This window comes from Stenotrophomonas sp. GSD10 (assembly GCF_056172695.1).
The window spans coordinates 996720-1023101 of sequence record NZ_JAOCMC010000002.1 but is presented as its reverse complement, the minus strand read 5'-3'; the positions used below and the strand labels follow the sequence as shown (position 1 = coordinate 1023101).

The window sequence follows — 26382 nt, the reverse complement described above, 5'->3', positions numbered from 1 at the left end:
GCCCGCCGGCGCCGCCGTGATCCCGCTGGCCTCGATGGCCGGCAGTGTCCCCGCGCAACGGGTGCTCAGCGAGCGCCCGTTGCGGATCGCGCTGGTGGCCGGTGAAGCCTCCGGCGATCTGCTCGGTGCGGGCCTGGTCCGCGAGCTCAAGGCGCGCTTCCCGAATGCCGAATTCGCCGGCATCGGCGGTGATGCCATGCGCAGCGCCGGCTGCCAGACCTGGCACGATGCCAGCGAGCTGGCGGTGATGGGCCTGACCGAGGTGCTGCGCCATCTGCCGCGCCTGCTGAAGCTGCGCTCGGCCTTCCGCCAGCGTGCGCTGGAATGGCAACCGGACGTGTTCATCGGCATCGATGCCCCCGACTTCAACCTGGGTATCGAGCGCTGGTTGAAGCAGCGTGGCGTACGCACCGTGCACTACGTCAGCCCGTCGGTCTGGGCCTGGCGCGAGAAGCGCGCCGAGAAGATCGGCAGCAGCGCCGACCTGGTGCTGTGCCTGTTCCCGATGGAACCGCCGATCTATGCCAAGCACGGCATCGACGCGCGCTTCGTTGGTCATCCGATGGCCGACGACATTCCCCTGCAGGGCGACCGCGAGGCCGCACGCGCCACGCTTGGCCTGCCGACCTCGGCCAAGGTGCTGGCGGTGCTGCCGGGCAGCCGCCTGGGTGAGATCTCGCGCCTGGGCGAGCCGTTCTTCGAAGCCGCCTGGCAGGTCTCCGAACGCATTCCCGGGCTGCATGTGGTGGTGCCTGCCGCCAACGCGGCGTGCAAGCGGCTGATTGAAGAGCAGCTGTCACGCTCGGCGCTGCCGGTGGCCTATTCGCACGTACTCGACGGCCAGGCGCGCGATGCAATGATCGCCGCCGACGTGGTGGTGCTGGCGTCCGGTACCGCCACGCTGGAGGCCATGCTGGTGAAGCGGCCGATGGTGGTCGGCTACCGGGTCAACGAGTTGACCTACCGCCTGGTCAAGGCGCTGGGCCTGATCAAGGTTGACCGCTTCGCCCTACCCAACATCCTGGCCGGCCAGGACCTGGCCCCGGAACTGATGCAGCATGACTGCACACCGGACAAGCTGGCGGCGGCCATCCAGCAGTGGTTCGACCACCCACAGCGGGTGAGCGACCTGCAGGACACCTACGCGCGTCTGCACGAGCGCCTGCGCCGCAACGCATCGGCACGTGCCGCCGACGCCGTGGGCGAGCTGCTGGTGCGCAACCAGGCCCAGGCATGAGCCGCCGCCACGCCGCTGCGGCCAGCCTGGCGCTGTTCGATACCAGTGCGGTGGTCGAGCCGGAACGCCTGATCGCCGGTGTCGACGAAGCCGGGCGCGGCCCGCTGGCCGGCCCGGTGGCCGTGGCCGCCGTGGTGTTCGACCCGTCCAGGCCGCGCATCAACGGCCTGGATGATTCCAAGCAGCTGACCGCCGCGCGCCGCGAGCAGCTGTATGACCGTATCGTCGAACGGGCATTGGCCTGGCATGTGGTACTGGTGGAGGTGGAGGCCATCGACCGCCTCAACATCTACCAGGCCACCCTGCAGGGCATGCGCGATGTGGTGGCCGCGGTGGCCCACGTGGCCGGCTTCGCGCGCATCGACGGCAACGTGGTGCCCAAGGGGCTGGCCTTGCCGGCACAGGCCCTGGTCGGCGGCGATGGCATCGACCGGGCCATCATGGCCGCCTCGATCCTGGCCAAGGTCTCGCGCGACCGCTACATGCAGGAGGTGCACGTGCGCCACCCTGAGTATGGCTTCGAGCAGCACAAGGGCTATGGCACCCCGGCCCACCTGGCCGCGCTGCGGGCCCACGGGCCGTGCGCCGAACACCGCCGCAGCTTCGCGCCGGTGCGGGAGTGCCTCGGTTGACCTTGTAGAGCCGAGCCCATGCTCGGCTTTCGCGGCAGCCGAGCATGGGCTCGGCGCTACAGGAAGCGGCTACGCGCACCCCTGAACCCGGCCGCCTTCCCGGGCATGTCAAGAGCTTGTCGCGCCCCCTGCCCTCGGTACCCTGACCAGGCACTCCAGCGCTTCCCGACCCCGGCGACGAACCTCCGTCGGCATCCGGGGCCTGCGCGCTCCAACCTGGTCCGGCATGTCCAACTCCCGCTTCGTACATCTCCACGTCCACACCGAGTTCTCGCTGGCGGACTCGACCATCCGTGTGCCGGCCAAACCCGATCAGGCCGACCCGAAAAAGGCCAAGCAGGCCAACCTGCTGTCGCGCTCGGTGGAACTGGGCCTGCCCGCACTGGCGGTGACCGACCTCAACAACCTGTTCGCCCTGGTCAAGTTCTACAAGGCGGCCGAAGGCGTGGGCATCAAGCCGATCGCCGGCGCCGACGTGCTGATCGCCGAGGAAGGCCAGGACCCGTGGCGGATGACCCTGCTGTGCCGCGACCGCGAGGGCTACCTGAGCCTGTCGCGGCTGCTGACCCGCGCCTGGATGGAGGGCCATCGCCCGGAAGGCGGAGTGGCCATCCACCCGGACTGGCTGAAGGCCGGCAACGCCAACCTGTTCGCGCTGGCCGGGCGGCAGAGCCTGGCCGGGCGCCTGGCACTGGACGGCAAGCATGAGTTGGCCGAGCAGCAGCTGGCCGACTGGCAGCGCGTGTTCGGCGATGGCCTGCACCTGGAACTGACCCGTACCGGCCGCGAGGGCGAGGAAACCTTCAACCAGTTCGCACTGATGGCCGCCGGCCAGCGCGGCCTGCCGGTGGTGGCCAGCAATGACGTGCGCTTCCTGTCGCCGTCGGATTTCAGCGCGCACGAAGCGCGCGTGTGCATCTCCACTGGCCGCGTACTGGACGACCCCAAGCGGCCGCGCGAATACAGCGACCAGCAGTACCTGAAGTCGGCCGAGGAAATGTGCGCGCTGTTCGCCGACATTCCCGATGCGATCGACAACACGCTGGCACTGGCCGAGCGCTGCAACATCGAGATGCGGCTGGGCACCTACTTCCTGCCCAACTACCCGGTGCCCGACGACGAGACCCTGGACACCTGGATCCAGAAGATGTCACGCGACGGCCTGGAAGAACGCCTGGAGAAGAATCCGCTGGCGCCGGGCAAGACCCGCGAAGAATATTTCGAGCGCCTGGAATTCGAGCTCAACACCATCATCAAGATGGGGTTCCCCGGCTACTTCCTGATCGTGGCCGACTTCATCCAGTGGGGCAAGAACCAGGGCATTCCGATCGGCCCCGGCCGTGGCTCCGGTGCCGGTTCGCTGGTGGCGTGGGCGCTGAAGATCACCGATCTGGACCCGCTGCCGTACAACCTGCTGTTCGAGCGCTTCCTCAACCCGGAACGCGTGTCGATGCCCGACTTCGACATCGACTTCTGCATGGACCGCCGCGACGAGGTGATCGACTACGTCGCGCGCAAGTACGGGCGCGAGCGCGTCAGCCAGATCATCACCTACGGCACCATGGCGGCCAAGGCGGTGGTGCGCGACTCCGGCCGCGTGCTCGGTTTCCCGTACGGCCTGGTCGACGGCGTTTCCAAGCTGATTCCGAACATCCTCGGCATCCACCTGAAGGATGCGCTGGGCAAGGGCAAGGAAGGCCCCAGCTCGGAAATGGCGTCGCCGGAACTGATCCAGCGCTACGAGACCGAGGACGATGTCCGCGACCTGATCGATCTGGCACTGCAGCTGGAAGACCTGACCCGCAACGCCGGCAAGCATGCCGGTGGCGTGGTGATCGGCCCCGAGCCGCTGAGCGAGTTCTGCCCGCTGTACGCCGAACACGACGAGAACGGCCTGGGCAAGAACCCGGTCACCCAGTTCGACAAGAACGACGTGGAAGAAGTCGGCCTGGTGAAGTTCGACTTCCTCGGCCTGCGCACGCTGACCATCATCGACTGGGCGGTGAAGGCGATCAACAAGCGCCATGAGCGCGCCGGCATCCCGCCCGTGGACATCGCCGCGATTCCGCTGGACGACACGCCCACCTACAAGGACATCTTCGCCAACGGCAACACCGGCGCGGTGTTCCAGTTCGAATCCTCGGGCATGCGCCGCCTGCTGAAGGACGCGCGCCCCGACCGTTTCGAAGACCTGATCGCGCTGGTGTCGCTGTACCGCCCTGGCCCGATGGACCTGATTCCCTCCTTCAACGCGCGTAAGCACGGCCAGGAAGAAATCATCTATCCCGATCCGCGCACCGAAGCGATCCTGAAGGACACCTACGGCATCATGGTGTACCAGGAGCAGGTGATGCAGATGGCGCAGATCGTCGGCGGCTACTCGCTGGGCGGCGCCGACCTGCTGCGCCGTGCGATGGGCAAGAAGGTGCCGGCGGAAATGGCCAAGCACCGTGAGATCTTCCGCGAGGGTGCGGCCAAGGACGGCGTCGACGAAGCCAAGGCCGATGCGATCTTCGACCTGATGGAGAAGTTCGCCGGCTACGGCTTCAACAAGTCACACGCCGCCGCCTATGCGCTGGTCAGCTACCAGACCGCGTGGCTGAAGCGCCACTACCCGGCCGAGTTCATGGCGGCCACGCTGTCCTCGGACCTGGACAACACCGACAAGGTGGTCGGCTTCCTCGACGAAGTGCGCAACCTCGGCCTGACCGTGCTGCCGCCGAAGGTGAACCAGTCGGCCTTCATGTTCGAAGCGGTCACCCCGGACACCATCCAGTACGGCCTGGGCGCGATCAAGGGCGTGGGCCAGGGCGCCTGCGAAGCGGTGGTCGACGAGCGCCTGAAGGGCGGTGAGTTCAAGGACCTGCTCGACTTCTGCACCCGCGTCGGCTCGGCCAAGCTCAACCGGCGCACGCTGGAAGCGATGATCAACTGTGGCGCGCTCGATGAGCTCGGCCGCAACCGCGCCTCGCTGATGCTGCAGCTGCCGGAAGTGATCAAGGCCACCGACCAGATGGCGCGCGAGCGTGCTTCCGGTCAGAACTCGCTGTTCGGCGGGCCCGATCCAAGCACCGTGTCGATCCAGCTGGACCTGCCCGAGGCCGAGGAATGGCCGCTGCTGCAGCGCCTGAACGGCGAGCGTGACACGCTGGGCTTCTACCTCAGCGGCCATCCGTTCGATCCGTGGCGCGACGATGTGCGCGACCTGGTCGGCAACGATCTGGGCGCGGTGGAGAAGATCTGGAGCGCCAACAGTGGCGGTGGCGGTGGCGGCGAGAAGCGCTGGCGCCCGGAAGTGCAGACCGTGCTGGCCGGCCAGGTGGTCGGCGTGCGCCGCAAGGGCGAAAGCCAGATCTTCATCCAGCTCGAAGACGGTCGTGGCCGCGTCGAGTGCAGCGCGTTCTCCGACGCGATGGCCGAGTTCGGCCACCTGATGACCAAGGACCGCATCCTGGTGGTCAAGGGCGGCCTGCGCGAGGACGAGTTCAATGGCGGCTACGCACTGCGCATCCGCCAGTGCTGGGACTTCGATGAAGTCTGCGCCAACTACGCCACGCGGCTGTCGCTGCGCCTGGACCTGCGCCAGCAGCGCCCGGTCTGGGAGCGCATCGATGCCCTGCTCGACCGCCACCGCCCAGGGCGAACGCCACTGCGCCTGGATCTGCTGCTGAAGGGCCCGCAGGGCGGCGTCGCCGGCATGCTCGATGTGTCCGGGCAGAGCGCGGTACGCATCGATTCGAAGCTGATGGAGGCGCTGCGCGCCGACCCGGCCGTGCGCACGCTGAAGGTGCGCTACAGCCCGCCATGGGCCAGCTGACGCTGGCCTCACCTTTTCCCCGCACCACTTCAAGGACGATACCGCTGATGAAATCCCTGCTGCTTTCCCTTGTGGCCGGCCTCGCGCTGGCTGGCTGCTCGCTGTCCAGCGTGAGCTTCGAGATCGACAACCCCACCGACAGCCCGCTGCAACTGACCCTGGACGGCAAGCCCCATGCCATCGGGCCGCACGCCTCGGTGTCGGTGTCGCTGGCGCCGGGCGAACACCGCCTGCATACCCAGGCGCTGGGTGATGTGCAGCTGGTGGTCTACGCCGACGGCCAGGGCGGGCTGATCAACCCGACCCTGTCCGAGTACGTGGTGGTCAGCCAGGTCTACGCCGATGCCGGGCAGCAGTATGGAGAGGCCAACAACGAGATCGACCTTGACGGGGTCGCCATCGAAGGTCCGTTCACCAAGGTCCACGGCCTGTTCATCGAAAAGGACTGGCGCTACGGCGCCCACGAGAACTTCCCGGACAGCGTGGTCACCACCCAGCAGCAGGCCGGCATCGAGCGCCGCAACAAGCTGTTCAGCGCCGTTGATTTCATCGCCTACCTGGAAAAGGAGAACGAGGAACCAGGCAGCTACCTGGCCGCCAACCCGGCCGGCTACCGCACCCCGAAGGATCCGGCCCCGTTCACCCCGACCGTGCTGCCGGCGCTGCACCCGCAGTTCGAGGCGCACGCCGCCGCCGCGCGGCAATGGCATGCCCGCTACCTGGCCGCGGTCGATCCGTCTGAACAGAAGCGCCTGAAGAAGGAGAGCTTCAAGGTCAGCGTGGACTTCGTGCAGGCCAGCGCGGCCGCCGGCCGCGACCTGCGCCCGGCCGACCACGAGCAGCGCAATGCGTTCCAGTCGGCGCTGGGCCAGGCCACCGGCATGTCGGCGGCAGTGCGCCCGGCCAGCAAGGGCTGAGCCCGCGCCCGCGACCCGTACGCTCCAGACAGGGGCGTACGGGGAATCCACCTGTGTTCGGCTACACTTTCCCCCTTCTTTACTCGACGGCTTCCGATGAATCCGAACTACCTCGACTTCGAGCAACCCATCGCCGACCTGGAAGCCAAGATCCAGGAGCTGCGCAACGCCAGCGCCGGGCCGGCGGTCAATGTCGAGGCGGAAGTACACGCGCTGCAGGACAAGCTGCGCGTGCGCACCGCACAGATCTTCCGCAACCTGACCTCGTGGCAGGTACTGCAGCTGGCCCGTCACCCGTCGCGCCCGTATACCGCCGACTACATCCGCATCATCTGCGATGAGTTCCAGGAGCTGGCCGGCGACCGCGCCTTCGCCGACGACAAGGCCATCATGGGCGGCCTGGCCCGCATCAACGGCCGCGCGGTGATGGTGATCGGCCACCAGAAGGGCCGTGACACCAAGGAAAAGATCAAGCGCAACTTCGGCATGCCCAAGCCGGAGGGCTACCGCAAGGCGCTGCGCCTGATGAAGATGGCCGAGCGCTTCGGCCTGCCGGTGCTGACCCTGATCGACACCGCCGGTGCATGGCCGGGCATCGACGCCGAATCGCGCGGCCAGTCCGAGGCGATTGCACGCAACCTGATCGAGATGGCCGAACTGAAGGTGCCGATCATCTGCACCGTGATCGGTGAAGGTGGCTCCGGCGGCGCACTGGCGCTGGGCGTGGGCGACCGCACCGTGATGCTGGAATACGCGGTGTATTCGACCATCACCCCGGAAGGCTGCGCCTCGATCCTGTGGAAGGACGCGGGCAAGGCCAAGGATGCCGCCGAGCAGCTGGGCCTGACCGCGCCGCGCCTGAAGAGCCTGGGCCTGGTCGACAAGGTTGTGCGCGAGCCGACCGGTGGCGCCCACCGCAACCCGACCCAGATGGCCAAGCGCCTGAAGGCCGTGCTGCTGAACGAACTGGACGCGCTGGACGCGCTGTCCACCGAGCAGCTGCTGGAACAGCGCTACACGCGCCTGCGCAGCTACGGCACCTACGAAGCCGCCTGATCGGGCCCGTGCGACGCGGCCTGATCGGCCGCGTTGCCTGTCTGTGTAGAGTCGAGCTTGCTCGACTGCTTTTGATCGAAGCAGTCGAGCAAGCTCGACTCTACAAGAGAGCATCCACGCATGGCGTGGATCTACTGGATCAGAACGGCTTGGCCAGCACCAGCCACACGATCGGGATGAACGCCAGCAGCGGGATCTCGTTGATCCAGCGCAGCGCGCGCGAGGACGGCAGCGCCCTGCCCTTGGCCACGCCCTTGAGCAGGCGACCGACCCAGCCGAAGTACACCAGCAGCAGCACCACCAGGCCCAGCTTGGCATGCAGCCAGCCGGCACCGCCCGGCGCGACCATGGTCGGGAAATCCGGGATGACCCTGTAGCCCAGCCACAGCACCAGGCCGAGCAGGAAGGCCAGGCCGAACATCGAATGGCCGAAACGGTACAGGCGCAGCCCCATCAGCTGCAGGCGCTCGGTCACGGCCGGTTGCCCCGCCGTCTCGGCCAGATTGACCAGGATGCGCGGCAGGTAGAACACCGTGGCCATCCACGCCACCACGAACACGATGTGGAAGGTCTTCACCCAGTAGTAGCTCTGCATGCGCTCGCTCCAGCGGCTGGCGTAGATGGGCGGCCATTCTCGCACGCGCTGACCACTACGCCCCACGCACCGCCGCCGCGACACATCGACGCATGGCGCGCCGCAACACCGTACGATAGGCGCCGTTTTCCCGATCGCACGACGCCTGCATGGACAAGACCTACGACGCCGCCTACTTCCAGCGCTGGTACCGCCGCGCCGACATCGGCGGCAGCGCCCGCCTGGCGCGCAAGGTGGCCTTGGCCGTGGCCAGCGCCGAGTACTACCTGGAACGGCCGATCCGCAGCGTGCTGGACATCGGCTGCGGCGAAGGCGCCTGGCGCGCACCGCTGCTGAAGCTGCGTCCGAAGGTCGAATACCTCGGCTTCGACAGCAGCGAGTACGCTGTGCGCCGCTACGGCCGCACCCGCAACCTGCACCTGGCCGGCTTCGGCGACTTCGCCTGGCTGCGGCCCTGCGCCCCGGTCGACCTGCTGGTGTGTTCGGACGTGATGCACTACGTGCCCGATCGCGAGCTGCGTGCCGGCCTGGCCGGTGTGGCCGAGCTGACCGGCGGTGTGGCCTTCCTGGAAACCTTCGCCGCCGAGGATGAGTTCGAGGGCGACCACGAGGGCTTCCAGGCCCGTCCGGCGCGCTGGTACCGCCGGACACTGGGCCGGCATGGCCTGCAGCCGGTAGGGTCGCACTGCTGGCTGGGCCCCGCCCTTGCAGGCGATGCGGCGGCGCTGGAACAGATGTGAATCCGGATTCATTATTTTCATCCGACTTAACCTGCGGGACACCCGGATGGGATATGCTGCGCGGCAACATATGACCATACATATTCGGTCGTCATGCTCTATCAACTGCACGAACTGACCCGCAACCTGCTCGCCCCCTGGGTGCACCAGGCCCAGGCCAACGCCAAGTTCTTCGCCAACCCGGGCCACTGGTGGTCGCAGATGCCGGGTGCCGATCGCCTGGCCGCGGTCAACGAGTTGTTCCATCGCATCGGCAAGGATTACGAGAAGCCCGAATGGGGCATCAACGAAATCGATGTCGATGGCGAGCGCGTGCCGATCGTCGTGCACGAAGAAGTGAGCAAGCCGTTCTGCAAGCTGCTGCGCTTCAAGCGCCACAGCAATGAAGCCGACCAGCTGCACACCATGCTCAACCAGCCGTTCGTGCTGGTGGTGGCGCCGCTGTCCGGCCACCACGCCACGCTGCTGCGCGATACCGTGCGCACCCTGCTGCGCGACCACCGTGTGTACGTCACCGACTGGGTGGACGCGCGCATGGTGCCGGCCAGCGAAGGCGAGTTCGGCCTCGACGACTACATCGCCTACATCCAGGAATTCATCCGCCACCTCGGCGTCGAGCGCCTGCACGTGGTCAGCGTGTGCCAGCCGACCGTACCGGTGCTGGCTGCGGTTTCGCTGATGGCCAGCCGTGGCGAACCGACGCCGCGCACGCTGGTGATGATGGGCGGCCCGATCGATGCGCGCTGCAGCCCGACCGCAGTGAACAACCTGGCCACGCAGAACCCGCTGTCGTGGTTCGAGAACAACGTCATCCACACCGTGCCGCCGAGCTATCCCGGCGCCGGTCGCCGCGTGTATCCCGGCTTCCTGCAGCATGCCGGCTTCCTGTCGATGAACCCCAGCCGTCATTTCAGCTCGCACTGGGATTTCTACACCGACCTGGTCAAGGGCGACCTGGAAGACGCCGACGCGCATCGCCGCTTCTACGACGAGTACAACGCGGTGCTGGACATGCCGGCCAAGTACTACCTGGACACCATCCGCGTGGTGTTCCAGGACTTCCTGCTGCCGCGTGGCGAGTGGGTGGTCAATGGCGAGAAGGTCGATCCGTCGGCGATCGGCGATACCGCGCTGCTGAGCATCGAAGGCGAGTTGGACGACATCGCCGGGCTCGGCCAGACCGAAGCGGCGCAGGCGCTGTGCACCGGCATTGCTGCTGACCGCCGCGAGCATTTCATCGTCGAAGGCGCCGGCCACTACGGCATCTTCAGCGGCCGTCGCTGGCGCGAAGTGGTGTACCCGAAGGTGCGCGACTTCTTCGCCGCGCACGCTGAAGCCCCGGCCGCCAAGGCCACGAAGAAGAAGAGCAACGTCACCCCGCTACGGCGCAAGGCGGGGTAAACCGCCCTCGGTGGTGCCGACCTTGGTCGGTACGCCCTGGTAGATGCCAACCTTGGTTGGCGCTCTTCCATGAATCCCGGTATCTGAAGGATTGTGCCAACCAAGGTTGGCACCTACCAGAGCGAAGTCCGCCAAGCGCCCCTGCGCTGAAGGATTGTGCCAACCAAGGTTGGCACCCACCAGAGCGTCAGCCCCTGCTTACAGCCGCACCAGCAGGTTCTTGGCAATCAGCCCGTGCAGCCTGCCGATGCCACGCGCCAGGTGCATCGTCAGCACCAGCAGCAGCGCGCCCACGGCCGCCACCACGATCGCCACCAGCGGCGAGGCCGCCATCGGCAGTACATTCACGTCGTTGATGTACACGCCCGGGATATCGCCACTGAAGATCGCCGCGACCGGCGCCCAGATCAGGCTCAGCGACAGCGACAGCAGCGTCACCGCGATGGTGAAGTAGATGATGCCCAGCGGCAGCATCAGCACGAAGTACAGCAGGGTCAGCCAGGTGCGGCCGTCGGTGAACATGTCGCCGATGCGCTGCAGCCACGTGCGGCTGCGGTCGGTGTAGTGCGGACGGCGCGGCATGCGCTCGCCCAGCAGTGCTTCCACCAGCCGCCCTTCCAGCAGTGCCAGCCCGCGCACCGAGCCGAAGAACAGCACGGTCAGCGGAATGCCGATGATCAGGATCAGCAGGCCCAGCGACAGCGACAGGCCGGTGACCACCCAGGTGAAGAAGAAGATGCCGGTGGCCAGCGACAGCAGCATGTAGAACAGCGCACCGTAGGTATGCGGATCGGTCACCACGCCGAAGAAACGCGCCAGCAGCGAGCGCGGCACCGGTGCCGGCGGCGGCGCGGCCGGCTCGACGCCGCTGGCTTCGGCGGCCGCACGCAGCACCGGCCCGGTATCCGCACGCGGCGTGCGCAGCGCGCGGTTCACCGTCACCTCAGTCTCGCGGTAGATCTCGGCCACTTCATCGGGCGCGCCATAGCTGCCGGCCACGTCGGCGATCACCTCGGCCTCGCTGCGGCCAGGCTGGGCGGCCAGCTCCGAACGCAGGTATTCCTCGGCGTCGTACAGCGCGTCCTGCACCATCGCCGGGTCGGCGCCCTCCAGCGCTGCGCGCAGCTGCGCCAGGTACTGCGGGATGGTCGTGGGCAGGGCTCGGCCTGCCAGGCTCGGGTCGTTCATTGCGGTACCCCTCCAACACGGAATCGACGGAATCGCGGGTGGCCTGCCAGGCCTGGCGCCACTGCGCCAGCACCTGAAGGCCACGTTCGTTGATGCGGTAGTAGCGCCGCGGCGGCCCGCTGCTGGACGGCTCCACATGGCTTTCCAGCAGCCCGGCCCCTTCCAGGTTGCGCAGCACCGGGTACAGCGCGCTCTGCTTGCCGCTCAGCACGCCCTCGCCCACGCGCTCCAGCTCCTTGGCAATCAGGTACCCGTACAGCGGCTCGCCGGCCCGGGCCAGCACCGCCAGCAGGGCCAGCGACACCGTTCCAGCGCTGAGCTCCTTCTGGAACTTCTTCAGGTGGACATCGTCTTCGACCATGACCGGCCCTCCACTACGTTGAACTCCACAGTAGTGCGAAGTTCGGTATAGCGAATGTGTCGTTAGTCACTCTGCCGGTTGGCTAGACCGGTGCGCTCGCGCAGAATCGAACCCTCGTTCATGTTCCGGGGATCCCATGCCGCACCGTCGCCGTCTTGCCCTGACCGCCCTCGCCCTGGCCTGCCTGCTGCCCTCGCTGGCCAGCGCGGCCACCCCGTACCGCAGTCCGCAGCAGATCCTCGACGCCTCGGCAGCCAGCGACTGGCGCACGCCGGACCCGGCCAACCTGCTGTACATGGACCTGCCGGCCGGGCGGGTGATCATCGAGCTGGCGCCGCAGTTCGCCCCGCGCCATGTGGCCAACATCCAGACCTTCGCCCATGAGCACTTCTGGGATGGCACCAGCATCTACCGCTCGCAGGACAACTTCGTGGTGCAGTTCGGCGATGCCGACGCCGATGACGCGGCCAAGGCCAGGCCGTTCGGCAGTGCCGCGCGCAAGCTGCCGGCCGAGTTCGAACGCGCCAGCGCAGGCCTGAAGGTGAGCGTGCTGCCCGACCGTGATGGCTGGGCGGCACAGACCGGGTTCGTCGACGGCTTCCCGGTCGGCCAGGACCCGCAGGCCGGCAAGGCCTGGCTGGCGCACTGCTACGGCATGCTCGGCGCCGGCCGCAGCAACGAGGAAGACAGCAGCATCGGCGCCGAACTGTACGTGGTGACCGGGCAGTCGCCGCGTCAACTGGACCGCAACATCACCCTGGTGGGCCGCGTGCTGAAGGGCATGGAACTGCTCAGCGCGATCCCGCGCGGACCGGCGCCGATGGGCTTCTACACCGACCCGAAGCTGCGCACGCCGATCGTGTCGATCCGCCGCGCCAGCGACGTGCCGGCGGCCGAGCGCACACCGATCCAGGTGCTGCGTACCGATTCGAAGACCTTCGCCGATACGGTCGAGGCGCGACGCAATCGCGTGGATGATTTCTACAAGCGCCCGGCGGGGCATATCGACCTGTGCAACATCCCGGTGCCGGTGCGGTGATGGTTTCCGCACGTTACGCGTGCTGAAGGTGCTTCACTGTTCATGGGCGTTACTTTTCTTTTCGCGCGAAAAGAAAAGTAACCAAAGAAACGCGCCGCCAGGTCGCGAGCCGCCGTGCTTCGCACGTCGGTCCCCTGCGCTTCTCGGCGAATCAGGGGACGGTGCCGAACTCGCTGCGCTCAGACATCGGCACCTCTTCGCCCCTGATTCCCCTGCGATGCTCGGCTCGCTCAAGGCGGATCCAAGATCAAGAGCCACAGCTGCACGACGATGTTTGGTAGTGCCGGGCCGGGCCCGGCGAGCGAAGCGACCGCTTCTGCCCTTGATCTTGGATCCGCCTTGAGCGAGCCGAGCACCGCAGGTCCGGCGAGGGCGAAGAGGCGCGGGTGTTTGAGCGCAGCGAGTTCCCGCGCCGTCCCTCGACGGGCCGAGGAGCGCAGGGTACCGGTGCGCAGCACCGGCTCGCGACCTGGCGGCGTGTTTCTTTGGTTACTTTCTTTGCACGAGCAAAGAAAGTGACACCTCTCCGCAGGCGCGGAAAAGACCTGCCGGGCAGCGCCCGGCACTACCAGCGCTTCGGCACCCTCAGCCCTTCTGGCTCACCGCCACGCTACCCAGAATCAACGCACCGGCAATGAGCATCTGCAGCGTCACCGGCTCACCCAGGAACATCCACGCGAACGCCGCGCCGAACAGCGGAATCAGGTAGGTCACCGTCGAGGCGCGTGACGGCCCGATACGGCCGATCAGGCGATAGAACATCAGGAAGGCCAGGCCGGTGCAGGCCACCCCCAGCGCTATCGCCGCGCCCCAGGCTTTCAGCGGAATAGCGGCCTGCGGCCAGTGCGTCACCGCCATCGGCAGCATCCACAGCGAAGCGCAGGACAACGTCGCCGCCGCCGCTGCTGCCGATGGCAGGCCGGTCATATGGCGCTTCACCAGGTTCACGCCCAGCCCGTACAGCAGCGACGCCGCAGCGCCGGCGATCACCGCAGTGCCGATGCTCAGGCCGGAAACCTTGGCCGTAGCCAGCACCACCACGCCGGCGAAGCCAACCAGCAACGCGCCGGCGCGGCGCATGCCGATCTTCTCGCCGAAGAACAGGAAGGCGATCAGCGCGGCAAACAGCACGGTCATCGCATTGCAGATCGCGCCGATCGCCGCCGGCGCCTGCTCCGCCGCATAGGCAAACAGCACGAAAGGCAGCGCCGAGTTGATCAGGCCGATCGGTGCCAGCCACAGCCAGCGTCGCGGCGGGAACTGCGCGCGCGCGCGCCACAGGAACGGCAGCAGCACCAGCGCGCCCAGCACCAGCCGCAGCTCGACCAGCGCGAACGGGCCGAACGACGGCACCGCCACCCGCATGAACAGGAACGAGCAGCCCCAGATGGCGCCCAGCAGGGTCAGTTCCAGCGGTGTGCGCCAGTCGCGCTCGGCCGCCTGTGGGACCGCATTCATGCCCTGCCTCCGTCCATCGTCGCATCCTCGTCAAGGCACACAGGATCGTGCGCAGACGCCCGCCGTACAAGCGCGTAGTATCGCTGCCAGCCACAAATCTGGCTTGAGGCTCGACATGCAGCTCCGCCCTTCCCTGCTCCCCGCACTGGCCGTGTTCGCGGTCGCCGCACGCCACCAGAACCTTGCCCAGGCCGCGCAGGAACTGCACCTGACCGCCAGCGCCGTCAGCCACCACGTGCGGCGCCTGGAAGAAGTGCTGGAAACGCGCCTGTTCCTGCGCCATGCCCGCGGCGTGCGCCTGACCGCCGAAGGCCGACAGCTGGCCGATGCCGCCAGCGCGGCCTTCAGCGATGTCGCGGCCGTGGCCCATCACCTGCATCCGGACGCAGACAGCGTGCCGCTGCGGATCACCACGCTGCGCTCGCTCTCCTACTGCTGGCTGCTGCCGCGGCTGCCGCGCTTCACCCAGGCACATCCGCACATCCGCATCGAGCTGCACACCGGCAGCGGGCTCGATCGCTACGACGACAATGGGCCGGAGGTCGGCATCCGCTACGGTCTGGGACAATGGCCGGGCCTGCATGCGCAGCACCTGATGGACGACTACCTGTTCCCGGTCGCCTCGCCTGCGCTGGCCGGGGTCGAATCGCTGGACGATCCGGCCCGCATCGCCGACCTGCCGCTGCTGACCGACCTGTCGCCGCAGGGCTGGCGCGACTGGTTCCGCCATGCCGGCGTGCGCCCGCCCTCACCCTTGCCGCCGATGCACACCTTCGCCGACAGCACCGATGCGATGCGTGCGGCGGTGTACGGCATGGGGGCGGTACTGGCACGCACCCACATCGCCCAGCCCTACCTGCAGCGCTACGAAGTGGTGCGCCTGCCAGGACCCGCGTTGAAGGCCCGCTACGCCTACTACGTGGTGCACGCCGAAGCGCAGCCGCCCAGCCCGGCCGCGCGCCTGTTCATCGACTGGCTGCTGCAGCAGGCCCTGGACGAACGCACGCCGATCCCCGCGCTGCCGGACAGCCTGCTGGGGCGCCCGGCCACGCGCGGCTGACTGCGCCCTCACCCGCTCTTTGCTTCGCGCTGGCTAGGCTGCAGGCGAACCCTTCCACGTGCCCCTGACATGAGCCTGCTGCGACTGCGCATCACCGGAACCGAAGACGACGCCCGCGCCATCAGCGATCTGCTGCTCGGCCTGGAGGGCATCGAGCACGTCGAGGAAACCGACGACCTGATGCCACACATGGACGATGACGATTCCAGCTCGGCCGGGCTGTCCGATGATATCGGTCCCGGCATCCACGAACTGGAAGTGGAAGTCGGCAACGAGAGCACCGCGCAGAAGGTGCGCGATGCGGTGCAGGAGCTCGCGTTGGAGCTGGATGTGTTCGTCGAGTACGAAACCGACGAAGGATGAGTGTCCGCCGGGCATGGCCCGGCGCTACCTTCCACCTGTCCGGTAGCGCCGGTCCACGACCGGCGGGCGCATCGTTCGATCAGGCCTTGCGACGGCGTCGCCGCCACCAGGCACGCACGCCCCATCCTGCGATCAACGCCAGCACCGCCACCGGCAACAAGGCGGCCGCGGCACGGATCAGGAACGCCACGCTGGTACTGAGAATGCTGCCCGACTCGCTCAGCGCCTCGCCGATCTCGCTGCGGCTGCGCTGGCCCGAGGTGGTGGCAAAGTGCAGCGTCACCAGCTGGGTATCGATACGCCGGCGCTGCTGCGCCGAATCCTTGTTGGCCTGCTCGACGCCCGCCTCGATCTCCGACAGGCGCGTGGTGATCGCCATCAGGTCTTCGATCTTCAGGTCCTTGCGATCCTGGTAGGAGAGCAACCGTGCGTGCTCCTTTTCAAGCCGCGCCTTGGTCAACGCAGTGTCGGCCACCTGCTGGGCGAGGTCTTCGGCGCGCGTGTTGCGCGACTGCAGCGTGCCACCGTGACCGGCCAGCGCGATCAACGGCTCGGTGCCCTTCGGGGCGATGCGCACCTTGACCTCGCCGCTGGGCTGATCGCCACTGCGCTGGTCGACCTGCAGTACCGCACAATCCCCGAACTTCGCACTCTGGCAGGCCTGCGCGACCTGCTGGATGCGTGGAGCGATCTGCGCGGCATCCAGCTGGATCTGCACGTCATGTTCGTAGGCCAGGAACGCGCCGTCCGGAGAGGCAATGGCCGCTTCGGCGGCCACCGCGCCGGTATCGGCACTGGCCGCCCGATCGCCGCTCTGGGCACAGGCCGCCAGCGCCATCAGCAGCATCGGCGTCACCACCACGCGCGTCCACGCGCCGGTGCGGCTCACAGTGCGGCTCCGTCGTAGGAGGTCACCGAAAGCGCTGCCAGATCCACCGCCGGCACGCAGCGCACGTTCACCGCCACCATCGTCGTGCCGGTACGCGGATCCACCGCTTCGCTGTAGGGGGCGATGCCGCATTCGCGGCAATGGTGGTGGTCGATGTGGGCCTTGTTGAAGTGGTAGGTGGCCACGTCCGCCGGATCGGTGGCCAGCTGGAACGCCTCGCGCGGGGCGAACCACAGCAGGCTGCCGCGGCGGCGGCACATCGAACAGTTGCAGTCGATCACATCGCTGATCGGTGCCTGTGCTTCCACGGTGAATGCGATCCTGCCGCAATGGCAGCTTCCCTGGTATTGCATGTCCTGCGCTCCGCTGGAGGGTCCTTGTGCCGCCCATGGTAATCCTATGGCACGGGGACAAAGCAGCTCCGGGGCCCTATGCTCGGGGTTTGACCCTGCACAGGAACGCCGATGCGCCCGCATCTTCTTGCCCTCGCCCTGGTGGCCGCCCTGGCTGGCTGCCAGCCGGCCGAAGCCCCGACCAACGCCGCCACCCCGGCCGCCGGCCAGCAGGCGGCGGACGCGGCAGCCGATGCTGCCTTCGCCGACCTGTCCAAGCGTGCCCTGGACACCTGGATGCAGCTGTCGCCGGTCAGTGCCACCCAGATCGGCGACCACCGCTACGACAGTGAACTGGACGACCTGAGCGCCGCCGGCCAGCAGAAGACCGTGGCCGCCTACAAGGCGCTGCTCGGCGAGCTGGACAAGATCGAGGTGACCAAGCTGGGCCGCGAGAACCAGGTGGACGCGGCGATCCTGCGCAACCAGCTGCAGTCGGAAATCTGGAATGCCGAAGTGCTGCAGTCCGGCAAGTGGGACCCGCAGCTGTACAACGGCATCGCCGGCAGCGCGATCTACGGCCTGATGGCGCGCGAATTCGCGCCGCTGCCGGAGCGCCTGAAGTCGGCTACCGCGCGCATGGAAAAGCTGCCGGCGATCTTCGCTCAGGCCCGCGAGAACCTGGACCCGGCGCGCGTGCCGAAGATCCACGCCGAGACCGTTGCCAAGCAGAACAAGGGCATCCTCAGCATCGTCGACACCTTCATCACCCCGCACATCGGCGAACTGCCGCAGGCCGACCAGCAGCGCTTGCAGGCCGCCATCGACGGCCTGAAGAAGGCGGTGGACGAGCAGCAGACCTGGCTGGACAAGACCCTGGTGCCGAACGCCAAGGGTGATTTCCGCATCGGTGCGGAAAAGTACGACCAGAAGCTGAAGTTCGCGCTGAGCTCCTCGCTGTCGCGCCAGGAGATCGGTGAGCGTGCACGCGCCGAACTCAAGCGTGTGCGCGAAGACATGTACGGCATCGCGCAGACCGTGCTGAAGGACAAGCCGGGTGCGCCGGAGATGCCGGCCCAGCCGACCGACGAGCAGCAGCAGAAGGCGATCGAAGCGGCGCTGGAGCTGGCCTACGCCGACAAGCCGGCACGCGACAAGGTGGTCGACGATGCCAAGGCGGCGCTGGAGCAGTCCACCGCCTTCGTGCGCGAGCACGACCTGATGACCCTGCCCGATGCGCCGGTGGACATCATCCTGATGCCGGAATTCCAGCGTGGCGTGGCCGTGGCCTACTGCGATTCGCCGGGCCCCCTGGACAAGAACCTGAAGACCTTCTACGCCGTGTCGCCGATTCCGGACGACTGGAACGAGAAGCAGGTCGACTCGTTCCTGCGCGAGTACAACTCGCGCATGATCCACCTGCTCAGCATCCATGAAGGCACCCCGGGCCACTACCTGGAAGGCTGGCATTCGGCCAAGTTCCCCTCCACGCTGCGTGCGGTGCTGCGTTCGGGCCTGTTCGCCGAAGGCTGGGCGGTCTACACCGAGCGCATGATGCAGGAGCAGGGCTACCTCAACAACGACCCGCTGTTCCACCTGGTGCAGCTGAAGTTCTACCTGCGCACCATCTCCAACGCGATCCTCGACCAGGGCGTGCACGTGGACAACTGGGATCGCGAAAAGGCGATGCACCTGATGACCCACGATGCGTTCCAGCAGGAAAGCGAGGCAGCGGGCAAGTGGGTGCGTGCACAGCTGACCTCGGCGCAGCTGCCGACCTACTTCGTCGGCGCGCAGGAGCACTTCGACACCCGCAAGGCAGTGCAGGAGAAGCTGGGCGACAAGTTCAACCTGAAGGCCTACCACGACCAGGTGCTGTCCTACGGCGCACCGCCGGTACGCTTCGCCCGCCAGCTGATGCTGGACCAGCCGATCGAGTGATCGGGGGATGTAGGTTGGAATCGGAACGGCCCGGGGAGACCCGGGCCGTTTCTGCATGCGGCGAAAGGAGCCGCGGCTGCATCACGCACCAGCAACATGCACGGGCGCATCGTTCGCCGGGTTCCCCTTTCCACCGGCGTCCATGGCTCTCCCCTGTTCCGTCTTGCACTGCTGCCCACGCTGCTGGCCAGCGCCCGTGCCTTCGCCACCTGCCCTCCACCACCGCCCGGCCAGCCCGACATCCGCGCCCTGGGCTACTACACCGACAAGGCCGGCTCGGTGATCGACCCGGCACTGCACCAGCAGAACCACGATGCCACCGCGCCACTGGACCGCTATGCCGCCGACGTGGCGCGCATGAGCGATGACTACCTGCGCGACGGTGATCACGCCGCTGCGCAGTGCACGCTGGCCTGGCTCGGCGCCTGGGCGAAGGACGGCGCGATGCTCGGGCAGATGATACGGGTCAACAACGACCAGTCGTTCTACATGCGCCAGTGGATGCTCGATGCGGTGGCCATGGCCTACCTGAAAGTGCATGACCAGGCCGACCCGCAGCAGCGCGCGCGCATCGATCCGTGGCTGCAGCAGCTGGCGCGCGCCAACCTGGGCTACTGGGACAACTCGAAACGGCGCCGCAACAACCACTACTACTGGGGCGGCCTGGGCGTGCTGGCCACCGGCCTGGCCACCGATGACCCGGCCCTGTGGCAGGCTGGCCACGCCGCCTTCCAGAAGGGCATCGATGACATCCAGGACGATGGCAGCCTGCCGCTGGAAATGGCGCGCGGGCAGCGTGCCCTGCACTACCACGACTACGCGCTGGCGCCACTGGTGATGATGGCCGAGCTGGCGCGGCTGCGCGGGCAGGACTGGTACGCCAGCCGCGATCACGCCATCGACCGCCTGGCGCGGCGCGTCATCGAGGGCAGCAAGGACCCGGCGTGGTTCAACCAGCAGACCGGCGTGGCACAGCTGCCGCTGCAGGCCAGCGGCTGGGTCGAATTCTATCGACTGCGCTCACCCGATGGCGGCCTTTTCGAGGCCGCGCATGCGCGTGGCCCGTTCCACTCGCCGCGATTGGGCGGCGACCTGACCCTGATGGCCACGCACGGCATCGTGCGCACGCCCCTGCGCTAGCGGCGCACCTCAGCGCGCCGCCGGTTGCAGCAGACGCTGGAATTCCGCGACGGTGCAGCCCTGCGCCGCGCAACCCGGCACGCGCAGCACGACGCGCCCCGGTGGGTGGGCCTCGGTCAATGGCCGCGCATCACGCAGCTGCGCGGTGGTCGGGTAGACGTAGGCCAGGCGGATCCGCGCCACGCCGCTGTGGCGGTCACGCCAGTGCTCGAACTGCAGCAGGCCACCGATCGGCGTCTTCTCGTACTGGCCCGGCAACGTGTAGTCGGTGATGCCCAGCGCCGCCAGCACGGAGCCGATGTTGGAGTCATGGCCGACCAGCAGGGTCACCTTCGGCGACGCCGGATCGTTCAACAGCGTGCCTACCTGCTTCAACAGCGGAGCGGCCACATCACGCGCCACCCCGGGTGTGCCGAACAGGATGTCCTGGTAGCGATTGCGGATCCGCGCCAGTGCCTGCCATTGCGCCTCACCGTTCAAGCGGCCCCAGCCTTCGCGCTGGCTGCCACTTGCCTCGTAGTGCTCCATCAGCAGGGCATCCACCACCCCGTTGGCCAGCGCCAGCGAGCCGGACGCCCGCGGCTCCTTGCCCGGTTCTGTGCTGAAGGTGGTATCGGCCAGCGTCAGATGGCAGTCGCTGCGGTCAGCACAGGTTGCCGACTGCGGGTAGCGGGTGACCGCCTCCACCACCGCCAGTGCCGGCGCCAGGTCCGCCTCGGTCAATGCCTGCCGCATCGACGACAGCGCGCGCTCGCGATAGGCCACGTCATCGCGATGGATCACCGGATTGAACAGCGGGTCCATCGTGCCCAACGGCATGCGCTGCTCTACCGTCACGTGGCAGCCCGGGAATGCGCCGGCGATGAAGAACTGCGCCGTGGCCTGGGTGCGCTGCAGGCTGTTGGCATGGGCGTGGAAATCACCCGGCTGCGGACACCCCGCTGCCGGCAGCAGTTGTGCCTGGCGCAGCCACTGGCCGACGTAGCGGCCCATGTAGACCTCCAGCACGCCGCCCTTGGTGGTGAGCTCGCCCGGTGCCACGTCCCAGCGCGGCCAGGCTTCCGGTGTCGCGTTGGCCAGCGCGCCGGAGGCCACCACCGGCGCACGCAGGTTGTGGCGGCTGAGCAGGATCACCTGTTCAAGCTGCTCGTCGGCCGCGGGTGCCGGCGCAGCCGTGGCTGACGGGGTGATCAGAATGAACGCAAGCAGCGGCGGGAGCACTGAACGGATCATGCAGGTTTCCGGTGGGTCAGGACTGAGGTCGCATCACTTTCCGAAAGAAAGGGGTCCGACCTCGGAATGATCACTTCTCCGGACTCGCAACACCATCGGTCCGCTACGCGCCCCCTGCAGACAGGTCGTCAGCGGCAAATCCTCGCGGCACCGGACATTCATTGCGCACGTGACGGAGATGCCCAAGGAGAAACCTTACACAACACGACTGCGGCTACCGACTGCGCCATCTCAGGCCCCCGGCCATGCTCCAGGTTCCCCTTCATGTACCCCAACACATTCGACGAGACATGGCGCGCCTTCTCAAGCGACCTGAGAATCAATCCACAGCCCATTCTTACGGCATGCCTGGATTAGAAATGAGCAAACTTTACATTCCGGCACTCGCCTTGATTGCTGTCGTGCTCCCCGCCCTTTCATCGGCCCGCGATCCTGCTGACGATCACAGGGAAAATGACATTGCAGACCTTCAAGCCATCAATGCCATTCGGCCGGCTTCCGGCCCGCGCATCTGGCAGTTCACGAAAGGAACTTCCACCGTTCTTGTGTTGGGCACAGTTCAGCCCTTGAGCAAAGACCTATCGATCGATATCAGCGGCTTGGAAACCGCAGTTTCGATGGCGGGCGCGGTGCTTGGCCCACCGGGCGTAACCATTGAGCACGATCGCGGGCTCATTCGCAGCCTTCTTCTGTGGCCCTCCATCCGCAGGCTCAGATTCCTTGAAGACGGGAGGACGCTTCGCGACGCGCTTCCGGCAGCCGAGTACAGACGATGGAATGAACTCAAGCACCGATACAAGCTGGGTGGAAGCAGCATTGAAAGAATGCGCCCCATGTACGCCGCATGGAAGATCTACGATGCCGCATTGAAGGCTGATGGCTTCCAGGCAGATGGCTCGATTTCACAGACCATTTCCAGGATTGCCCGGAAGCAACGGACACCGATAGTGAATGCACGCTTCACGTTGTCGATTGAAGATGCAGGGCAAGCGATCGGAAGCTTCCATATTGACCCCGAGCACGACCGCACCTGCTTCGTGGAAGCCACCTCAAGCCTGCAGGTCTGGCTCGACCGTGCCGATGAGATCGGACGAGCATGGACGGCGGGAGATATCGAAGCGGGTGCGCTCAGAAACGCTCCTCCACCCCCTTCTCGTTGCTGGGCCCGGCTGACCAACGATGCAATCGCAGCAGGCAGGAATCTGGACCTCGATGTGCTGGTTCGAGCCCAATGGATCAGTACCCTCCGCTCCCTTGCTTCTGAGCAGCGTGTGATATTCACAACGCTTCCACTGACAGACCTCATCCATTCAAGAGGCATGGCGCAAGCACTTTTGAACGAGGGATTTCATCCCGACCCTGAAATGTACTTTGGCGACCCGCTGCCGTCTCCAAAGCACACGTCAAATGGAAACTGACGTGCCCCCTGTTGCAATTGGCTGCACTCTTCCGGGATGTGCATGCCGCAGTGCTACTGATCGGCGGCAACGAACCCCCGGTCTGCCGCGCCCACAAGCGCGCGTACAGGCCACCGGCCGCAATCAGCTCGGCGTGGCTGCCGGTCTCGACGATGCGGCCCTGGTCCATCACCACCAGCCGGTCCATGCGCGCGATGGTCGACAACCGGTGCGCGATCGCGATCACCGTCTTGCCGCCCATCAGCTCGTCCAGGCTGTCCTGGATCGCCGCTTCCACTTCCGAGTCCAGCGCCGAGGTCGCCTCGTCCAGCACCAGGATCGGGGCATCCTTCAGCAGCACGCGGGCAATGGCGATGCGCTGGCGCTGGCCACCGGACAGCTTCACGCCGCGCTCGCCGACATGCGCGTCGTAGCCGCGACGGCCCTGCCCGTCCACCAGTGTGTCGATGAAGCTGGCCGCGCGCGCCTTGGCCACAGCCGCGTGCAGTTGCTCGTCGCTGGCATCCGGGCGGCCATACAGCAGGTTGTCGCGGATCGAGCGATGCAGCAGCGAGGTGTCCTGGGTGACCACGCCGATCTGCTGGCGCAGGCTTTCCTGGGTGACGTAGGCAATGTCCTGGCCGTCGATCAGGATGCGGCCGCTCTCCAGGTCGTACAGGCGCAGCAGCACGTTGACCAGGGTCGATTTGCCGGCACCGGAAGGACCGACCAGGCCGATCTTCTCACCCGGCTTGACCACCAGGTCCAGGCCAGCAATCACCCCACCCTTCTTGCCATAGTGGAAGTGGATGTCCTGGAAGTGCACGCCGCCGCGGGTCACCTGCAGCGGCACCGCATCGTCGCGGTCCTGCACGGTCAGCGGCTGGGCGATGGTGGTGATGCCATCCTGCACCGTGCCGATGTCCTCGAAGATGCCGTTGATGGTCCACATGATCCAGCCGGACATGTTGTGGATGCGGATCACCAGGCCGGTCGCCAGGGTGATCGCGCCGACCGTGATGTGCCCACCGTTCCACAGCCACAGCGCCAGCCCGCAGGTACCGGCAATCAGGAAACCGTTGACGATGGCGATGGTCAGGTCCATGCCGGTGGTGATGCGGGTCTGCGCGCGGTGCTTGACCGCCAGTTCCTGGATCGACTCGGCCACGTAGGCCTGCTCACGTCCACCATGGGCGAACAGCTTCAGCGTGGGAATGTTGGTGTAGCCATCGACGATGCGGCCCATGGCCTTGGAACGCGCCTCGGAGGCGATCCACGCCCGCTCCTTCGCGCGCGGCACGAAGTAGAACAGGATCACCGCATAGGCCAGCAGCCACAGGATCAGCGGCACCATCAGCCGCCAGTCGGCCTGCGCGAACAGGTACAGCGCGGTGCCGGTGTAGACCACGATGTACCAGAGCGAATCGACCATCTGCACCGCCGATTCGCGCAGCGAGGTACCGGTCTGCATCACCCGGTTGGCCACGCTGCCGGCGAAGTCGTTCTGGAAGAAGCTCAGGCTCTGCCGCACCACGTAGTTGTGCATCAGCCAGCGCGAGCGGTTGCTCAGGCCGGGCACGATGGCCTGGTTGACCAGCAGGTTGTGCAGGGCGACCAGGATCGGCCGCGCGATGACCGTGATGAACAGCATCCAGCCCAGTTCATTGGCGTGGCGCCTGAAGAAGTCGGCACCCGGCCGTTCGGCGACCATGTCGACGATGCGGCCCAGGTAATCGAACATCGCCACTTCCACCAGCGCCAGCAGCAGGCCGGCGATCAGCGTGGCCAGCAGCACCGGCCACACCGGGCGCAGGTAGTGCAGGTAGAACGGAAACACCTTGCGCGGTGGCATGCGCCCGTCCACGGGCGGGAACACCGGAATCAGGGATTCAAACCAACGGAACATCGCATTCCCTCGCCATCAATAGCCGGCGAAGTATCCCACGCCGGATGTGTACGCCGGCCGACGATGCCCGGCTTCCGGTAGCGCCGGGCCACACCCGGCGGCGTCATTTCACCGGGGTGAACAGCAGGTCCTGGAAATCGAAGCTGAAATCGGTCAGGTCGGAAATCGGCTGCATGCGCACTTCGCGCACCTTGCCGTCCGGGTCCAGGCTGAAGTTCACGAACGCATCGGCGTTGAGCGAGCGGTCATCCCAGCGCACGATGAAGGTGTCGTGCTGCCAATGCTCCAGGCGCCCACTCAGCTGCGCGGTCCTGGCAAAGCGCAGACGCAGGCCCTTGCCGTCGCCGCTGACCTGCATGTCGCCGTACCAGCGGTCACGGAAGGTCCCGGTATAGGCGGCCAGCGCCAGCGATGGCCGGCTGCCCTTGTCGCGTGCGCTCTGGTGCTTGGCCCACGCCTCGTCGGCCTTGTCCTGGCCCTTGGCCACCGCCTTGGCATAGGCATCCACCCAGTCGTGCTTTTCACCGCCCAGGTAGGCATCGAGCACGCTCAGGGTGATCGCGTTGAACGCCGCGCCCACCTCCTGGTTGGTCAGCACCACCACGCCCAGCTTCTGGCCCGGCACCAGGGTCAGCCGCGAGACCATGCCCGGCCAACCGCCGGTGTGCCAGACCAGCTTCTGCCCGCGGTAGTCGCTCAGGCTCCAGCCTTCGCCGTAGCCGGCGAAATTGGCCCGTGCAGGCGCCAGCTCCGGCACGCTCGGCGCGGGGATCGACTGCGGCGTGATCATCCGCCACATCTGCTGCTGGCTCTTCTCGGAGAACAGCGGAGTACCGTCGGCCAGCTTGCCCTCGGCCAACTGCACCTGCATCCAGCGCGCCATGTCGTGTGCGCTGGAATAGATGCCACCGGCACCGGCGTTGTTCGACCAGGTCAGCGGCGCAACGGTGCGCAGGTCCTTGAAATCGTACTTGGCGTGACCGACGGCAGCTTTGTCGCCCGGCTTGAGGTGGTCGGCGTTGTAGCGCGTCCCGGCCATGCCCACCTTGTCGAAGATGCGGGTCTGCAGGAACTGCTGGTAGCTCATGCCGGAGACATGCTCGATCACCTGCTGGGCGACCGCGTACAGGATGTTGTCGTAGGCATAGCTCTCGCGGAAACCGCCCTTCAGCGGCACCCTCCCCAGCCGCTCCACTACTTCGGCATTGCTGTAGGACGTGGTGGGCCAGAACAGCAGGTCGCCGGCGCCCAGGCTCAGTCCGCTGCGGTGCGAGAGCAGGTCGCGGATGGTCATCTGCCCGGTCACGAACGGGTCGGACATGCGGAACGACGGCAGGTGATCGATCACCTTGTCGTCCATCTTCAGCTTGCCGTCCTCGGCCAGCAGATTCAGCGAGGTAGCGGTGAACGCCTTGGTGTTGGAGGCGATGGCGAACAGCGTGTCGGCCTGCACCGGCTCCGGCCTGCCCAGCTCGCGCACGCCCCAGCCACGTTCCAGCACCACCTGGCCATCCTTGACCACGGCCACGGCGATGCCGGGCACGTCGAACTGCGCGCGCACGCGCTCGACCGTCGCATCCAGATCCTGCAGCGGCGCCGGGGTCGACGCGCTCGCCATGGTCGTGCACGCCAGCAGCACGGCTCCTCCAATCCAGGTCTTCATCCAGCACCATCTCCGAA

General features: G+C 66.9%; 20 protein-coding genes and 2 pseudogenes. 13 read left to right on the top strand and 9 right to left on the bottom strand.

Features of this window, described 5'->3' with window-relative positions; all coding sequences use genetic code 11:
- Nucleotides 1–34: 34 nt before the first annotated feature.
- From lpxB to N4G47_RS04880, 5 genes are all read left to right on the top strand, one after another.
- Nucleotides 35–1237 carry a lipid-A-disaccharide synthase gene (lpxB, locus tag N4G47_RS04900; protein ID WP_475289891.1) on the top strand — a complete coding sequence of 401 codons (1203 nt, stop codon included), beginning with the start codon at nucleotides 35–37 and terminating at the stop codon, nucleotides 1235–1237.
- Nucleotides 1234–1869, top strand: coding sequence for a ribonuclease HII (locus tag N4G47_RS04895; RefSeq protein ID WP_475285584.1), 636 nt, complete (start codon nucleotides 1234–1236; stop codon nucleotides 1867–1869). The genes lpxB and N4G47_RS04895 overlap by 4 nt, the downstream gene beginning before the upstream one ends.
- 226 nt (nucleotides 1870–2095) lie before the next feature.
- Nucleotides 2096–5686, top strand: coding sequence for a DNA polymerase III subunit alpha (dnaE, locus tag N4G47_RS04890; protein ID WP_475285582.1), 3591 nt, complete (start codon nucleotides 2096–2098; stop codon nucleotides 5684–5686).
- Between the two features lie 47 nt (nucleotides 5687–5733).
- Nucleotides 5734–6603 (top strand): hypothetical protein, encoded by an 870-nt coding sequence (locus tag N4G47_RS04885; RefSeq protein WP_475285580.1) that lies wholly within the window; start codon nucleotides 5734–5736, stop codon nucleotides 6601–6603.
- A 96-nt stretch (nucleotides 6604–6699) separates the two neighbouring features.
- Nucleotides 6700–7659 (top strand): acetyl-CoA carboxylase carboxyltransferase subunit alpha, encoded by a 960-nt coding sequence (locus tag N4G47_RS04880; protein ID WP_249844592.1) that lies wholly within the window; start codon nucleotides 6700–6702, stop codon nucleotides 7657–7659.
- A gap of 139 nt (nucleotides 7660–7798) precedes the next feature.
- On the opposite strand, the gene N4G47_RS04875 is transcribed toward N4G47_RS04880, so the two are convergent.
- On the bottom strand, nucleotides 7799–8254 hold the full coding sequence (locus N4G47_RS04875; RefSeq protein ID WP_107230321.1) for a CopD family protein: 456 nt from the start codon (nucleotides 8252–8254) through the stop codon (nucleotides 7799–7801).
- A 149-nt stretch (nucleotides 8255–8403) separates the two neighbouring features.
- On the opposite strand from N4G47_RS04875, the gene N4G47_RS04870 reads away from it, so the two are divergent.
- On the top strand, nucleotides 8404–8994 hold the full coding sequence (locus N4G47_RS04870; RefSeq protein WP_475285578.1) for a class I SAM-dependent DNA methyltransferase: 591 nt from the start codon (nucleotides 8404–8406) through the stop codon (nucleotides 8992–8994).
- A gap of 93 nt (nucleotides 8995–9087) precedes the next feature.
- On the top strand, nucleotides 9088–10395 hold the full coding sequence (locus N4G47_RS04865) for a polyhydroxyalkanoate depolymerase (protein WP_475285577.1): 1308 nt from the start codon (nucleotides 9088–9090) through the stop codon (nucleotides 10393–10395).
- Between the two features lie 198 nt (nucleotides 10396–10593).
- On the opposite strand, the gene N4G47_RS04860 is transcribed toward N4G47_RS04865, so the two are convergent.
- Nucleotides 10594–11583: a sensor domain-containing protein gene (locus N4G47_RS04860; protein WP_475285575.1), complete on the bottom strand. Its 990-nt coding sequence runs from the start codon at nucleotides 11581–11583 to the stop codon at nucleotides 10594–10596.
- A 7-nt stretch (nucleotides 11584–11590) separates the two neighbouring features.
- Nucleotides 11591–11944 (bottom strand): annotated as a pseudogene (locus N4G47_RS04855) (PadR family transcriptional regulator); the annotation flags it as partial.
- Nucleotides 11945–12080: 136 nt separating this feature from the next.
- Between N4G47_RS04855 and N4G47_RS04850 the strand changes: the two are divergent.
- Entirely contained in the window at nucleotides 12081–12983 is a 903-nt protein-coding gene (locus tag N4G47_RS04850; protein ID WP_164225548.1) for a peptidylprolyl isomerase, read from the top strand.
- A 585-nt stretch (nucleotides 12984–13568) separates the two neighbouring features.
- Here N4G47_RS04850 and N4G47_RS04845 read toward each other — a convergent pair.
- The gene (locus N4G47_RS04845; protein ID WP_475285573.1) at nucleotides 13569–14441 is read right to left on the bottom strand and encodes a DMT family transporter; all 873 of its coding nucleotides are present in this window, start codon (nucleotides 14439–14441) and stop codon (nucleotides 13569–13571) included.
- A gap of 115 nt (nucleotides 14442–14556) precedes the next feature.
- Between N4G47_RS04845 and N4G47_RS04840 the strand changes: the two genes are divergently transcribed.
- Both N4G47_RS04840 and N4G47_RS04835 read left to right on the top strand, forming a co-directional pair.
- A complete protein-coding gene (locus tag N4G47_RS04840) occupies nucleotides 14557–15501 on the top strand; it encodes a LysR substrate-binding domain-containing protein (RefSeq protein ID WP_475285571.1) in 945 nt (314 codons plus the stop codon).
- Between the two features lie 69 nt (nucleotides 15502–15570).
- The gene (locus N4G47_RS04835; protein WP_107230313.1) at nucleotides 15571–15864 is read left to right on the top strand and encodes a hypothetical protein; all 294 of its coding nucleotides are present in this window, start codon (nucleotides 15571–15573) and stop codon (nucleotides 15862–15864) included.
- Nucleotides 15865–15943: 79 nt separating this feature from the next.
- Here the strand turns inward: N4G47_RS04835 and N4G47_RS04830 are convergent, their stop codons facing one another.
- A complete protein-coding gene (locus N4G47_RS04830; RefSeq protein WP_475289890.1) occupies nucleotides 15944–16711 on the bottom strand; it encodes a DUF4349 domain-containing protein in 768 nt (255 codons plus the stop codon).
- Between the two features lie 38 nt (nucleotides 16712–16749).
- Nucleotides 16750–17106, bottom strand: a complete 357-nt coding sequence (locus N4G47_RS04825) for a GFA family protein (RefSeq protein ID WP_475285569.1) — start codon at nucleotides 17104–17106, stop codon at nucleotides 16750–16752.
- Nucleotides 17107–17217: 111 nt separating this feature from the next.
- Between N4G47_RS04825 and N4G47_RS04820 the strand changes: the two genes are divergently transcribed.
- Both N4G47_RS04820 and N4G47_RS04815 read left to right on the top strand, forming a co-directional pair.
- Nucleotides 17218–19026: a DUF885 domain-containing protein gene (locus N4G47_RS04820; protein ID WP_475285567.1), complete on the top strand. Its 1809-nt coding sequence runs from the start codon at nucleotides 17218–17220 to the stop codon at nucleotides 19024–19026.
- A gap of 96 nt (nucleotides 19027–19122) precedes the next feature.
- The gene (locus tag N4G47_RS04815) at nucleotides 19123–20166 is read left to right on the top strand and encodes a polysaccharide lyase (RefSeq protein ID WP_475285565.1); all 1044 of its coding nucleotides are present in this window, start codon (nucleotides 19123–19125) and stop codon (nucleotides 20164–20166) included.
- A gap of 9 nt (nucleotides 20167–20175) precedes the next feature.
- Here N4G47_RS04815 and agp read toward each other — a convergent pair whose 3' ends face one another.
- Nucleotides 20176–21399, bottom strand: a complete 1224-nt coding sequence (gene agp, locus N4G47_RS04810) for a bifunctional glucose-1-phosphatase/inositol phosphatase (protein ID WP_475285563.1) — start codon at nucleotides 21397–21399, stop codon at nucleotides 20176–20178.
- A gap of 359 nt (nucleotides 21400–21758) precedes the next feature.
- Here agp and N4G47_RS04805 point away from each other — a divergent pair, with 359 nt between their 5' ends.
- Nucleotides 21759–22817, top strand: coding sequence for a TraB/GumN family protein (locus N4G47_RS04805; RefSeq protein ID WP_475285561.1), 1059 nt, complete (start codon nucleotides 21759–21761; stop codon nucleotides 22815–22817).
- A gap of 53 nt (nucleotides 22818–22870) precedes the next feature.
- Here N4G47_RS04805 and smrA read toward each other — a convergent pair.
- Together smrA and N4G47_RS04795 are read right to left on the bottom strand one after the other, a co-directional pair.
- Nucleotides 22871–24702, bottom strand: a pseudogene (gene smrA / locus N4G47_RS04800) (multidrug efflux ABC transporter SmrA).
- A 103-nt stretch (nucleotides 24703–24805) separates the two neighbouring features.
- On the bottom strand, nucleotides 24806–26365 hold the full coding sequence (locus N4G47_RS04795) for a serine hydrolase (protein ID WP_475285559.1): 1560 nt from the start codon (nucleotides 26363–26365) through the stop codon (nucleotides 24806–24808).
- Nucleotides 26366–26382 lie beyond the last annotated feature (17 nt).